The organism is Rhizobium sp. 768_B6_N1_8, assembly GCF_051811225.1.
Classification (GTDB): domain Bacteria; phylum Pseudomonadota; class Alphaproteobacteria; order Rhizobiales; family Rhizobiaceae; genus Rhizobium.
On sequence record NZ_JBPWPV010000001.1, the window covers coordinates 3,802,560 to 3,815,765 of the forward strand.

Annotated in this window: 10 protein-coding genes; 5 read left to right on the top strand and 5 right to left on the bottom strand. The window is 60.9% G+C overall.

From position 1 onward, the window contains the following. Nucleotides 1–11 precede the first annotated feature (11 nt). From AB8B33_RS19500 to AB8B33_RS19515, 4 genes are read right to left on the bottom strand one after another with little or no spacing between them, the layout of a single operon-like run. Entirely contained in the window at nt 12–560 is a 549-nt protein-coding gene (locus AB8B33_RS19500; protein WP_439016580.1) for a sarcosine oxidase subunit gamma, read from the bottom strand. After that, nucleotides 553–3,546 (bottom strand): sarcosine oxidase subunit alpha, encoded by a 2,994-nt coding sequence (locus AB8B33_RS19505; protein WP_439016581.1) that lies wholly within the window; start codon nt 3,544–3,546, stop codon nt 553–555. The genes AB8B33_RS19500 and AB8B33_RS19505 overlap by 8 nt, the downstream gene beginning before the upstream one ends. Further along, entirely contained in the window at nt 3,543–3,884 is a 342-nt protein-coding gene (locus AB8B33_RS19510; RefSeq protein WP_007817381.1) for a sarcosine oxidase subunit delta, read from the bottom strand. The genes AB8B33_RS19505 and AB8B33_RS19510 overlap by 4 nt, the downstream gene beginning before the upstream one ends. Before the next feature lie 12 nt (nt 3,885–3,896). Continuing rightward, nucleotides 3,897–5,150: a sarcosine oxidase subunit beta family protein gene (locus AB8B33_RS19515; protein ID WP_439016582.1), complete on the bottom strand. Its 1,254-nt coding sequence runs from the start codon at nt 5,148–5,150 to the stop codon at nt 3,897–3,899. 241 nt (nt 5,151–5,391) lie between these two features. Between AB8B33_RS19515 and AB8B33_RS19520 the strand changes: the two genes are divergently transcribed. Then, nucleotides 5,392–6,552 carry a FecR family protein gene (locus tag AB8B33_RS19520; RefSeq protein WP_439016583.1) on the top strand — a complete coding sequence of 387 codons (1,161 nt, stop codon included), beginning with the start codon at nt 5,392–5,394 and terminating at the stop codon, nt 6,550–6,552. Nucleotides 6,553–6,556: 4 nt separating this feature from the next. Here AB8B33_RS19520 and AB8B33_RS19525 read toward each other — a convergent pair whose 3' ends face one another. Next, nucleotides 6,557–8,728 (bottom strand): CHASE2 domain-containing protein, encoded by a 2,172-nt coding sequence (locus AB8B33_RS19525; RefSeq protein ID WP_439016584.1) that lies wholly within the window; start codon nt 8,726–8,728, stop codon nt 6,557–6,559. Between the two features lie 300 nt (nt 8,729–9,028). Between AB8B33_RS19525 and AB8B33_RS19530 the strand changes: the two genes are divergently transcribed. The 4 genes from AB8B33_RS19530 to AB8B33_RS19545 all read left to right on the top strand — a co-directional run bounded on the left by AB8B33_RS19530 (nt 9,029) and on the right by AB8B33_RS19545 (nt 13,157). After that, nucleotides 9,029–10,657 carry an adenylate/guanylate cyclase domain-containing protein gene (locus AB8B33_RS19530; protein ID WP_113320965.1) on the top strand — a complete coding sequence of 543 codons (1,629 nt, stop codon included), beginning with the start codon at nt 9,029–9,031 and terminating at the stop codon, nt 10,655–10,657. Nucleotides 10,658–10,835: 178 nt separating this feature from the next. Next, a complete protein-coding gene (rpsU, locus tag AB8B33_RS19535) occupies nt 10,836–11,051 on the top strand; it encodes a 30S ribosomal protein S21 (RefSeq protein WP_003542939.1) in 216 nt (71 codons plus the stop codon). A gap of 140 nt (nt 11,052–11,191) precedes the next feature. After that, a complete protein-coding gene (locus AB8B33_RS19540; protein WP_439016585.1) occupies nt 11,192–12,058 on the top strand; it encodes a tetratricopeptide repeat protein in 867 nt (288 codons plus the stop codon). 25 nt (nt 12,059–12,083) lie between these two features. Next, nucleotides 12,084–13,157 (top strand): NAD(P)/FAD-dependent oxidoreductase, encoded by a 1,074-nt coding sequence (locus tag AB8B33_RS19545; protein WP_439016586.1) that lies wholly within the window; start codon nt 12,084–12,086, stop codon nt 13,155–13,157. Nucleotides 13,158–13,206 lie beyond the last annotated feature (49 nt).

Consider the following 13,206-nt stretch of genomic DNA (forward strand, 5'->3'; position numbering starts at 1 on the left):
CTTTGCAGGCCTTAATGGCTCGCGTCCTCGGCGCCTTCGGCGAGCAGCCCGAAGACATAATCCGAAAACGACCGCCAGCATTCCACCCGGAACGTATCCTCCTCGGTGCGGAAGAGCACGATCTCGACTTTGCCGAAGATCGTCCGCGAGCAAGCGCCCACCCGGAAAATTTCAAGAGAGAGGTCCTGCGGGCAGCCGGCGGACAGCGTCGTCTCCGCACCCGGTCCGGAAGCAATGATACCGACGTTGCGGTGGGAGACATCGACCGCCGAATGCGGGACATCAGCGCCTGAAAGAAGCGCCGGAAGATCCGAACCAGCCTCGTCAATTACGAGCCATTCGTCCGGGCCGAGCCAGAGCGCCGAACGCCCCCCGGCACGGCCGGAGGTCTTGGGTAATGTCGGCAAAGTCAGCCCCAGCGCGGAAGAGAGTGCCGATACGGATTCAGCCGGCGCACGCAGCGCAAGGCGGCTTGCGACCGGTGCCACCGTCAGGCGCACCGTCGCCGAACCAGCAAGGAGACCAGAGAGAGCCGGTTTGCGAATTGCGACCTCAGCCATGGATACGGCCTCCTTCCTTGTCAAAGAACACCAGATCCGTCACCTCGACCGGAATGGTCCGGTCCGGCATCGGCACATAGAGCGTTTCGCCCACCAGATTGCGGCCACCTTCAACCAGTGCAAAGGCGATCGAGCGACCACAATTCTCAGACCAGTAGGCCGATGTCACGTGACCGAGCATCGTCATCGGCTTAGGCTGGTTCGGGTTGGCGACGATCTGCGCGCCCTCTTCGAGCACCAGCTTCGCGTCCTTCGTCGCAAGACCGACGAGTTGCTTGCGGCCGTCCTTGACAAGATCGGGCCGCTTCAGTCCGCGAATACCGACGAAGTCCGCCTTCTTCTTCGAGACAGCCCAAGAGAGCCCGGCGTCATCAGGCGTCACCGTACCATCCGTATCCTGGCCGACGATGATGTAGCCCTTCTCGGCGCGCAGCACATGCATGGTTTCGGTGCCGTAGACGCAGGCGCCGAGTGGCTCGGCATTGGCCCAGACTGCCTCCAGCACCGACTGGCCATAGTCGGCGGGCACATTGATTTCAAAGCCGGTCTCGCCGGTAAAGGAGACACGGAAGAGACGTGCCGGAATACCTGCCACCTTACACTCGGCGACACTCATGTGCGGGAAGGCTTCGTTGGATATATCAAGCCCTTCCACCAGCGGCGCCACGATATCGCGCGCCTTTGGCCCCTGCACGGCGATTACAGCCCACTGCTCGGTCACCGAGGTCAGCCATACCTTCAGATGCGGTAATTCCGTCTGCAGATAGTCTTCCATGTGGTTGAGAACACGCGGCGCCCCGCCGGTCGTGGTCGTCACATGGAAACGGTCATCGGAGAGACGACCGACGACGCCGTCGTCATAAACGAAGCCGTCTTCGCGCAGCATGATGCCGTAGCGGCATTTGCCTGGTTTCAGCGTGTCCCAGGCATTGGTGTACATGAGGTTCATGAATTCGGCGGCATCGGGTCCGACGATCTCGATCTTGCCGAGCGTCGAGGCGTCGAAGATACCGGCAACGTCGCGCGCCGTGCGGCATTCGCGGGCAACGGCCTGATGCATCGTTTCGCCGGCGCGCGGATAAAACCAGGCGCGCTTCCAGTTGCCGACATCTTCGAAGACGGCGCCCTTGGCCTCTTCCCAGGCATGCAGCGGCGTCTTGCGCGTCGGGTCGAACAAGGGCCCACGCGAATGTGCGATCAGCGCTCCGTAAGTCACCGGCGTGTAAGGCGCGCGGAAAGTGGTAAGACCGACCTGCGGAATATCCTTGCCAAGCATTTCGGCGGCGATCGCCAAGCCATGCATGTTGGAAAGCTTGCCCTGGTCGGAAGCCATGCCGTTCGTCGTGAAGCGCTTGATATGCTCGATCGAATGCATGCCCTCGCGCACCGCAAGGCGGATGTCCTTGGCGCAGACATCGTGCTGGAAGTCGATGAATGCCTTGGCATTCGTCTCCGGCCCGGCACCTTCGGCAGCACCAATCATGCCACCCGTCCAGTCGAAGGCCTGCTCGACAGAAATGCCGATCTTGCTGCCCGCCTGCCTGCCGACGGCCTGCGCCATCAGCTCGCCGGCGGCAAGCGATTCCTCGACGGTCTGCTGCAGACCATCCGTACCATTGCAGGCGCCGACGGAAAGGCAGTCCTGCGCATAGGTGCCGGGCAGGAAACGCTGCGTCTCGGCATCGAAGGCAACCTTGCCCCGCGACTGGGAGAAGAGATGCACGGAGGGTGTCCATCCAGCGCAGACCAGCAGCGCATCGACGGCGATCTTGCGTGGTGATGCGCCGCCGTTGCGCGCGACCGTCATCGACGAGATGCGCAGCGCACCCGACGTATTGACGACCGACTGACCGGTCAGCACATCGATGCCGAGCGTACGGGCTTCGGCCAATACTGCTGCACCCGGCGCCTGTCTACTATCGACGATCGCAGCGATCGAAACACCCGCCCGCTTCAGGTCGAAGGCCACCTCGTAGGCTGAATCGTGCGCAGTATAGATGCCGACCTTCTGGCCGACCGCAACGCCGTAATGATTGAGATACATCCGCCCGGCCGAAGCGAGCATGATGCCCGGCCGGTCATTGTTCGGAAACACCATGTGCCGTTCGATGGCGCCGGTCGCCAGGATGACGCGCTTGGCGCGGACCTGCCACAGCCGTTCGCGCGGCAGATCGCGGCCGGGGCGGGCGATATGATCCGTGACGCGTTCGACGAGGCCGATGAAATTATGGTTGTAGTAGCCGAAGGCCGTGGTTCGGGTCAGGACCTTCACGTTCTCCATGGCCTTCAGGCGTGCAAGGGTCTTCTGCACCCAGGCGTAACCGTCAAGCCCATCCACTTTCACGCCAGCGTCGAAGCGCAATGCGCCACCGGCTTCCGCCTGCTCGTCGCAGAGGATGATTTTTGCTCCGGCTTCCGCAGCAGCCAACGCTGCCGAAAGACCGGCAATACCGGCACCGACGACCAGCACGTCGCAATGGGCATAACGGCTGGCATAGTGGTCGGGATCGTCTTCCGTGGGCGCGACGCCAAGGCCGGCAGCACGGCGGATCATCGGCTCGTATACACGTTTCCAGGCGGCCCGCGGCCACATGAATGTCTTGTAGTAGAAGCCCGCCGCGAAGAAGGGCGAGAACAGGTTATTAACCGCACCGACATCGAAGGAAAGCGACGGCCAACGGTTCTGCGACTTCACGATCATGCCGTCGAAGACTTCCTGCACGGTTGCCCGCACATTCGGTTGCTTGCGGGCGCTGTCGCGCGCGACATCGATCAGCGCATTCGGCTCCTCGGCGCCGGCCGAAAGAATGCCGCGCGGGCGATGGTATTTGAACGAACGGCCGACAAGATGCACACCATGGGCAATCAAGGCCGAGGCAACAGTATCGCCTTCGAGCGCTGTATAGCTCTTGCCGTCGAAGGTGAAACGCGCGGTTTTGGCGGGCGTCAGCCGGCCCTTGCCGGCAATACGGTTCGCGCCGCTCATTGGGCCTCTCCTTCAACTGCTTCGTAGGTCTCGACCGGCGCATGCGGCTCGGCCGCAGTCCCGATAGCAGGCTTCGGTTCGCCGGCCTTATAGGTCATGATGAACTTGTCGCTGATCGTATCGCGCGCCGCGTTGAAGAAGCGCCCGCAGCCGTGCATGTGCCGCCAGCGCTCGAAGATCAGGCCTTTCGGATTGTCGCGCAGGAAGAAATATTCTTCGAACTGCTCGTCAGAGATTGAGGCGATATTGGCCGGCCGAACGATGTGAGCGTCACCGGCACCACGGAACTCGAGCTCGGAGCGCTCTTCCTGACAGTAAGGGCAATAGATCAGCAGCATGTCGTCCTCCTGTCAGTGCGCGACGGCGGCAGCCGCCGCCTCGTCAATCAGCCGACCGGAGCGGAACCGCTCCAGCGTCAGCCCGGCATTGAACTTGTGCACCTCGTCGCGGGCGATCAGATGGGCGAAGAGATTGGCCGAACCCGGTGTCGCCTTGAAGCCGCCAGTACCCCAGCCGCAATTGACGTAGAGCCCGGGAACAGGCGTCTTCGACTGGATGGCCGAACGGTCCGGCGTATTGTCGACGATACCGCCCCACTGGCGCATCATCTTCACGCGGCGGAACATCGGGAAAAGCTCGCAAATGGCGTCGAGCGTATGCGTGATGATCTGCAGGCCACCAGTCTGGGAGTAGGAATTATACTGGTCCGTACCCGCTCCGATGACGAGTTCACCCTTGTCAGACTGCGAGATATAGGCATGCACCGTGTTCGACATGACGACGCAGGGAAAGATCGGCTTCAGCGGCTCGGAAACCAGTGCCTGCAGCGGGCTCGACTGCAGCGGCACGCGTACGTCCGCCATCTTCATGATTGTTGTCGTGTGGCCGGCAGCCGACACGCCAATCTTCTTCGCGCCGATGAAGCCCCTGTTGGTCTCGACGCCGGTGACCCGACCGTCCGGGCCACGGCGAATGCCGGTGACTTCGCAATTCTGGATGATGTGCACACCGCGGTCTGACGCCGCACGTGCATAACCCCAGGCAACCGCATCATGACGCGCCGTGCCGCCGCGGCGCTGCAAGGCGGCGCCATTGATCGGGTAGCGGGCCGTCGCCGAAATATCGAGCGGCGGACAATAGGCCTTGGCCTGCTCGGGTGTCAGCCATTCATTGTCGATGCCGTAGAGCCGGTTGGCATGGATATGCCGCTTGAAGCTCTGCATGTCATGCACATTGTGCGACAGCATCATGACGCCGCGCGGCGAATACATGACATTGTAATTGAGCTCCTGCGACAGCCCTTCCCAGAGCTTCATCGAATGCTCGTAAATGTGCATGCTCTCGTCATAGAGATAGTTGGAGCGGATGATCGTGGTGTTGCGGCCGGTATTGCCGCCGCCTAGCCAGCCCTTTTCCAGCACCGCCACATTGGTGATGCCGTGCTCCTTGGCAAGGTAATAAGCTGCGCCCAGCCCATGACCGCCACCGCCGATGATGATCACGTCATATTCGGGTCGCGGCTCCGGCGAAGTCCACTGCTTTTCCCAGCCCCTGTGCCCGCGCAGAGCCTCCCGCGCTACGGCAAAAACCGAATATTTCCGCATCCGCCATCATCTCCTTCAGGCAAAGGCATTTTCGTCGTGGCCATACAAATCGCAAATCGAATTGCGGCACAACGGTTCTTTTGCGACGTGAAAGAGCTTTTGTTTTGACACGGCGACGGCTGCATCGCGCCGCTTGGCGGCGATCGGCCTTCGCAAATGCGACATAACCCTTTTCTCACCCAACAGGGCAGGCAGTACGGGCCTGCTGGAAATGTTAGTGTCTCCTTATGTGGGGTGTAAAATGTCTGGTTGGCGTAGCATATGGATCGCGGGCATCTGCTTCGCGCTGTCAGGCGCGTGGCCGGCGTTCGCCGCTGAACCCGTCGGCCAGGCGACTCTCATCAAAACTGAAGTGACGGGACAGGGCGGGCCGATCATCGTCAATGACGAGGTCCACCGCAACGAGCGTATCCGCACCTCCCAATCGGGGCTCGGCCAGTTCATCTTCCGCGACGGCACCAAGCTTGCCGTCGGCTGGGGCTCGTCCGTTGTCATCGACAAGTATGTCTACGACGATACCGATTCAGTCAAACGCCTCTCCATCAAGGCGGCCAAGGGTACGTTCCGCTGGGTCAGCGGCAATTCGAAATCCTCGGCTTACCAAATCCAGACGCCGGCGGGCACGATCGGCGTGCGCGGCACTGCTTTCGATTTCTACGTCGGCCCCGACGGTACGACTGCCGTGGTGCTGCTGAATGGCGCGGCAACCTTCTGCGGTCCTGGCGGCTGCCGGCAATTACAGCAGCGTTGCGATTGCGTCATTGCGCGGCCGAACGGCAACATGACGGATGCTCAGCCTGTCAACCGCAGCGTGCTGCAGAGGCTGGGCAACCAGCGCGCCCTTCCCTTCCTCTCTGGCAATCAGAGTTTAACGGGCGGCCTCGGTCTACTTGGCGGCTGCCGGATGGCCTCGGTCGACCCTGAGCGCAAAGACCGGCTTCGCCAGACACCCCGACCGCGAGATCCGGATCCACAGCCCCAGCAGCAACCACAGAAGCAGGATGCTCCGCCGACGCAGCGGCCGGAAAAACCGCATCACGACAAGCCGCATCATGACCATGATAAGCCCCACCATGATAAGCCGGAGCGCGACTGGCATGACAAACACGACGGGCATGGCTGGAGGGACAAGCACGATAGAGACGACCACCATGGCGATTATGGAAGGCCGGACCGGCACGACGCACCTGACGGGCCGAGCCGCACGGAAGGGGCAGATAGTCACCAGGACCGCAGCCATCAGGACAGACCGAGCACGCAGGAAAGAAGCGGAGGCGAAAATCAAACTGCCGGCAATGACCAGAGCGCGGGAAGAGATCGGGATCGTGACCGTGGCCACGATCGGGATCAGAACCGGAATCGAGGCTGGGGCGGAAACGGAAATCGGGACCGCAACCGCTGACTGACTATTCGACGGCCTGCTGTTCCGGCAGGCCGATATCCTCCCGAAAATGATCGTTCCTGGCCGATATCCGCTCGTAGAATTCTGTGAGGCCGGCCAGCACCTGTACCCCGGCGAGTTTTGCCGCACCGATCAGCTTGCGGCTGTTCCTCGAACGCTCGCGCAAGGCGCCCATTACCTCCTCATGGACGAGATGCAGGGCGCCGAATTCCGGCGAGGCAGCGACCTTCTCATCGCCGACCACGGCAAAGATCTGCGTTCGGCTGCTCTTTCCTTTGAGCGGAATGGCTCCTGCCTCCAAGAGCGCCGCCCCGCTTTGCGCCCGTGCCGTGGTGTCGGAGATCAGGATATCGAAGCCGACGTCCTTGCAGCAGGATTCGATGCGCGCCGCGACATTCACCGCGTCGCCCACCGCCGAATAGTTGAAGCGTGTCTTCGCGCCCATGTTGCCGACACAGGCGAGACCGGTATGGATGCCGATGCCGATCCTCACCTGCTGAGCGCTGCCGAAACCGAAGGCGTCACGGGCATTGAGCTCGGCTAGCGTCTCCCGCATGGCGAGCGCCGCCCGCAGCGCCTTTGCCCCATGATCCGAAACATCGACCGGCGCATTCCAGAATGCCATGATGGAATCGCCGATGAATTTGTCGAGCGTTCCCTCGTTCCCGACAACATGACGGCTCAGCGCATCCAGCAGCGTATTGAGAAACTGGACGACGGCGGTCGGCGTCAGCCTTTCGCTGATCTCGGTGAAATTGCGCACATCGACGAACATCATGGTGAGCTCGCGCTCGTCCCCGCCAAGCTTCAGCGCATCGGGCGTATGCTCGATCCTGTGGAGCAGCGAAGGCGAGAGGTAATGGCCGAAGGCGCGCCGCACCTCCCGCCGCTCCCTGTCGATGACGAGGATACGGAACGATGTCGCCGCGAAATGCGTGATGGAGCCGCTGATAATAGGCGCCAGCGGATCGAACAGCAGACCGGCATAAAGAAAGCACAGCCACGAAGCGGCAAGCGCCATCGCGGTGATCGCCAGGCCACAGACCAGCGCCACGGCCGGACTGACGAAGGTCGTTATGATGACGAGCAGGAAGCCAACCACGGCGATAGACAGGATCTCCAGCCCGTCGGCCCAGTCCGGCCGTGACAAGTAGCGGCCCGAAAGGATCTGCTCGACAGTCTGTGCCTGCAGCGAAACACCCGGCACATTTTCTCCGAGAGCGGTGGCGCGAATGTCCTGCAGCCCGACAGCCGAGGTGCCGATGAAGATGATGCTGCCTTCGACTTGGGCAGCGATATCAGGGGCCACTCCACCGGCGGCAAGGACCTTTCCGGCCGAGACATAACGCTCTCCGCGGTTCGGCGTCACGTAAAGCCAGATCTCCCCGGCAGCCGTCAGCGGAACGATGAAATCGCCGATCTTCGCCGAGGTGATGATCCCCGTCTGGTCGGGCGCGCCGGCCAGCACATAGGTCGAGGCACCCTGCGCGACCCGCAACGCTTCGATCGCAAGATTGGGGTAAAACTGCTCTCCATCGCTGAGGAACAGCGGCACTGCGCGCACGACCGATGACGGGCTGCCTGGATTGAGACTGACATGCCCAAGCCCTGCGGCATTCGCCTCCAGCCCCGGCCGAAGCGGCGTCGAAGCGCCAAGATGCGGAGGTGCCGACAGCGGACTCTCGCCGATGAAGGCAAAGCCGGCTTTTACCGGCGGCTTGTAATTGCCTTCGTTGGAAAGCCCGAAGCCGAGAACGACTGGCTTTCCTTCGATCGATTGCGCGAATATCTCGTCATTGTCAGGCAATTGCGCCGCAAGCGCTGGATCGACGCCCTCCACCTCCTGGATGACGTTGCGCGGCGACATCCGGTCGGGCTCGGCAAAGATGACATCGAAGGCGATGGCCGCCGCTCCCATATCCGAGAGACGCTGGACCAGCATTGCCAGCCTGTCGCGGGGCCAAGGCCACTGGCCGAACTCCCGCAGGGAAGCCTCGTCGATATCGACGACTCTGACGGGCATGGCCTCAAAGCTGCGCGGCACGAGGCGCTGATATTCGTCGAAGGTAACGTCGCGGACCTGCCTGAGCACCGGCGGATCGCTTGCTCGGAACATCGTGAGTGCAGCCACGATGACGAGGCCGATCAGGACACCGATCTGCTGCAAACGCGTCATGCTTCCGTCGAAGTCCCTTACAAGCGCACCAAAGCTTTCCTGTCCGCCGGCAAGCTACGCCTGTTTGACGCCAAAGACTATTCGTTCATGCTCAGAAGCTGAAAAACCGTGTGAAATATGGCTGTCGGTTCCGCCCAAGCATTTTCGCTCCGGTGTAACAGCAACACAGTAAGCAATTACTTCCAGATTTGGCCAACCGTTGCGGCCAGACTTTCCAGCTTCGGCCTTGCCGCGCATGCGACGAAATGTTTTTCTCCTTCAGGGGATTTAACAATTCGATCATTGTCGAAGGGATGAGCCATGGCAGATCCGCAAGGAGAGACCACGGCAAGAACTGCGGAAAACTCGGCCTCTGCCGCCCGCAGAAGCGGCTATTGGCTGATCGCCGTCGTGCTGGCGATGCTGGCCGGGCTGCCGCTCGCCGTCTGGCTTGATATCAGCGACCTCTCCGAAAGTGCGCTGCGCCGGCAGGCGCGGGACATGAGTTCGCTCGTCACCAGCATACGCTCCTATTATTCAGCGAATGTCGTCGGCAGAGTGCTCGCCGCCCATCAGGCGGGCGATGTCAGCGGCACGGTCGTCTCACACAACTATGCCAATATTCCAGGCGCCATTCCGCTACCCGCCACGCTTTCACTGGAACTCGGCGACGTCATCAAGGAGCAGCAGGCCAACATCACCTACCGCTTCCTCTCCGACCTGCCCTTCAAGAATCGCGCGCCTCACGATCTCGACAATTTCGAAACGGCCTCACTCGCATCCTTGCGCGCCAATTCCAGCCAAACACTGACCGACCTCACCCGCGTCGGATTTACCGATACGCTGCGGCTTATCACGCCTGTGATCATGGGCCAGGCTTGCGTCGCCTGTCACAACACTCATCCTGAAAGCCCGAAGAGGGATTGGAAGGTAGGCGATGTGCGCGGCATTCAGGAAGTCATCATCCGCCAGCCCTATGCGAGCAACGTTCTCGCCTTCAAATATCTGCTCTGCTATTTCTTCTTCGTCGCCATCATCGGCATCAGCTTCATTGTTCTGCAGCGCCAGCAGACACGCGTCATACACAGTGCCAACCGCGATCTTGAAGCAGCTAACGAATTCCTCGCCAGCGTTTCCCTGAAGATTTCCCGCTATCTCTCACCGCAGATCTACAAGAGCATCTTCAGCGGCCAGAAGGATGTGGTCGTCCATACCGAGCGAAAGCGCCTGACGATCTTCTTCTCCGACATCAAGGATTTCACCGCCACGACCGAGCGTCTGCAGCCGGAAGCGCTGACGGAAATGCTGAATGAATATCTGACCGAAATGTCCACGATCGCGCTCAAACATGGCGGCACGGTAGACAAGTTCATTGGCGATGCCATGCTGGTCTTCTTCGGCGATCCGGAAACCAAGGGAGCCGAAGAAGATGCCAAGGCTTGCCTGCGCATGGCAGTCGACATGCAACGCCGGCTCGGCGAACTGAAAGAGAGATGGCGCCGGAACGGCACGGAAGAGCCCTTCGTGGTGCGCATGGGAATCAATAGCGGCTATTGCAACGTCGGCAATTTCGGCAGCAGTGACCGCATGGACTATACTATTATCGGTGCCGAAGCGAACCTCGCCGCGCGCCTGCAATCGATCGCCCAGGGCGGGGAGATCGTCATCAGCTACGAAACCTATGCGCTGGTGAAAGATATTGTTGATGCCCATCCTTTGCCGCCGATCACCATGAAGGGTATCCAGCGCGAGATCGTACCCTACGCCGTGGACGGGCTGATGCTCGGCGCCGATCACAAGAGCCGCATTCTCAGCGAACATCTGGCCGGACTGGACCTGCATCTGGACACGGCTCGGCTTGAGCCGGCGGATCGCTCCCGTGTTATCGCGGCGCTGAAGGAAGCGATCGCAGCTCTGGACGAAACGAAACCCGAGAAGCCACGCTCCTAGCTCCGTAGAGGCATGGGCGGGATTTTTCCACCGATCGCATATCCCGTCTGGACTTCATTCCGTCGATCTGATATTTCGCAACACCAATCGCAAGGCCGCGGCCGCGCGAACGTTATATTTTTGCCCCAGGCGCTGCGCCGCCTTTCGGCATCAACCAAACCAAAGGAACGTGATTCTCGTGCAGGTACTTGTCCGCGATAACAATGTTGACCAGGCTCTCCGCGCTCTCAAGAAGAAGATGCAGCGCGAAGGCATTTTTCGCGAAATGAAGATGCGCGACTACTACGAAAAGCCGTCGCAGAAGCGTGCTCGCGAGAAGGCCGAGGCTGTTCGTCGTGTTCGCAAGCTGGCACGCAAGCGCGCTCAGCGCGAAGGTCTGGTTGCAGCACGCTGAGGCGGTGTCGTCGTTTTTTCGACGTTTTCAGGTGCATGTGTGGCGGGGGCGATCAGTGTCGCCGCCGCCTTTTTAATTTTTGCCGCTGAAGATTGCATATCCGCTTGTCCGGATATGATGCATGGGGAAAGCGAGCCCGAATGGCTGTAATAACCTTCAATCCGTCCTGCTCTTTGCGTTCGCAGAAATCGGTCATGCTTGTCTCGCTGGCGCTTGCCGCCGCGCTCGGCCTTGCCGGTTGTGAAACGACCAACACCTCGGATGCCGTGATCCGCATCGACAAGGCACAGGGCTCGCAGGAAAACATCGCTTCGCTAACCGGCGTCATCAACGCCAATCCGCGCGATCCGGAAGGCTATAACGTTCGCGGCTCGGCCTATGGCCGCGCCGGCGAATTCCGCAAGGCGCTCGATGACTTCAACACCGCCCTACAGCTCAACCCGCGCTTCTTCCAGGCCTATGCCAACCGCGCGCTGGTCTACCGCAACATGGGTCAGCAGCCGCAGGCGATCGCCGATTACAACGCCGCTCTGCAGATCAATCCGAGCTATGACGTCGCCTATATCGGTCGCGGCAATGTCTATCGCATGGCCGGCCAGGACGATCAGGCCTTCAATGATTTCTCGAAGGCGATTCAGCTCGGCACGACGGATGGCCGCGCCTATCACAATCGCGGCCTGATCTACCAGAAGCGCAATCAGCAGGATAAGGCGATCGACGACTTCTCGAAGGCGATCTCGCTGTCGCCGAACTCGCCCGAGCCCTATAATGGCCGCGGCATTTCCTATATCGCGCTGAACGACAACGACAACGCATTCGCCGACTTCAACCACGCGATCGAGCTCAACGGCAACCTCGCCGAATCGTGGGCAAACCAGGCTCTCGTCTACGAGCGCCGCGGCGAGAAGGACAAGGCCATCCGCTCCTACCGCCACGCTGTCGGCCTCGATCCGAAATACCAGCCGGCCCGGGACGGACTTGCCCGCGTCGGCGGCACCACCGGCTGACGGATAACGGGAAGAGGTGACGACGATGACAGCGAAACCGCATGTGATCGTCGTCGGCGCCGGCATTATCGGCGCCTCGATTGCCTGGCATCTCACACACAAGGGTGCAGCAGTCACCGTCGTCGGCGAAGAACTCGGCGGCGTGGCGACACCCTGCTCTTTTGCCTGGATCAATGCGAGCTGGGGCAATCCCGAATTCTATTTCCATCTTCGCCGTCGGGCGATGGCCGAATGGAAGCGACTGGCACGGGAACTACCCGGCCTGCCGCTCGCCTGGTGCGGCAGCCTCTGCTGGGATATGCCGGCGGCCGATCTCGAAGCCTATGCCGATGAACATGGCCGCTGGGGCTACGGTATCAGCCGGCTGAACCGGGAAGAAATCGCGCTGCTCGAGCCAGGCCTTGGCGAATATCCGGATTTCGCCCTCTATGTCGCAGAAGAAGGTGCGGTGGAGCCTGTTGCCGCCGCACGTTTGATGCTTGCTGATGCCGAAGCACATGGCGCGACATTCGTTCATGCCACGGTCAACGGTCTGCTGCAGAGTGCCGGACGAATCGTCGGGGTTGTCACGTCGGAAGGCATGCTCGAAGCCGATCACGTCGTGCTGGCCGCAGGTGCAGGCGCAGTTCCGATCGCCGCCTCAGCAGGGATCACATTGCCCCTGTCTGCACCAGCCGGCCTGATCGTGCACTCGCGTCCTGTCTCGAAGCGGTTGAACGGCCTCGTCATGACACCGCAGCTGCATATGCGCCAGACGGCGGAAGGCCGTATCATCGCCGGCTCGGATTTCGGTGGCGGCGATCCCGGTGAAGATCATCAGGCAAGTGCAGCGGAACTCTTCGCACGCGTAAAAGCAATGATCATAGACAATGCCGATCTGAAGCTTGATTTCTTCACGGTCGGCTATCGCCCGACACCGGCTGATGGTTTTCCCATCATCGGCAATGCTGGCCTGCCGGGTCTCTATGTCACGGTAATGCACTCCGGTGTCACGCTTGCTCCACTTGCGGGCCTACTTGCTGCCGACGAGCTTCTGTCAGGCAAGAATGACGAAAGCCTCATGCCCTTCCGGTTGCAGCGCTTCACGGACGCAAGATAGTCCTTAAAAAATTGACGATTTTGCACCTGACTATTTTAGTAGGTTGCAA

What these genes read in the sequence shown, in the direction of transcription:
- AB8B33_RS19530 (WP_113320965.1), top strand. Translation starts at nt 9,029, where the DNA reads ATGGCAGATCCGCAAGGAGAGACCACGGCAAGAACTGCGGAAAACTCG.
- AB8B33_RS19520 (WP_439016583.1), top strand. Translation starts at nt 5,392, where the DNA reads ATGTCTGGTTGGCGTAGCATATGGATCGCGGGCATCTGCTTCGCGCTG.
- AB8B33_RS19515 (WP_439016582.1), bottom strand. Translation starts at nt 5,150, where the DNA reads ATGCGGAAATATTCGGTTTTTGCCGTAGCGCGGGAGGCTCTGCGCGGG.
- AB8B33_RS19525 (WP_439016584.1), bottom strand. Translation starts at nt 8,728, where the DNA reads ATGACGCGTTTGCAGCAGATCGGTGTCCTGATCGGCCTCGTCATCGTG.
- AB8B33_RS19540 (WP_439016585.1), top strand. Translation starts at nt 11,192, where the DNA reads ATGGCTGTAATAACCTTCAATCCGTCCTGCTCTTTGCGTTCGCAGAAA.
- AB8B33_RS19500 (WP_439016580.1), bottom strand. Translation starts at nt 560, where the DNA reads ATGGCTGAGGTCGCAATTCGCAAACCGGCTCTCTCTGGTCTCCTTGCT.
- AB8B33_RS19545 (WP_439016586.1), top strand. Translation starts at nt 12,084, where the DNA reads ATGACAGCGAAACCGCATGTGATCGTCGTCGGCGCCGGCATTATCGGC.
- AB8B33_RS19505 (WP_439016581.1), bottom strand. Translation starts at nt 3,546, where the DNA reads ATGAGCGGCGCGAACCGTATTGCCGGCAAGGGCCGGCTGACGCCCGCC.
- AB8B33_RS19510 (WP_007817381.1), bottom strand. Translation starts at nt 3,884, where the DNA reads ATGCTGCTGATCTATTGCCCTTACTGTCAGGAAGAGCGCTCCGAGCTC.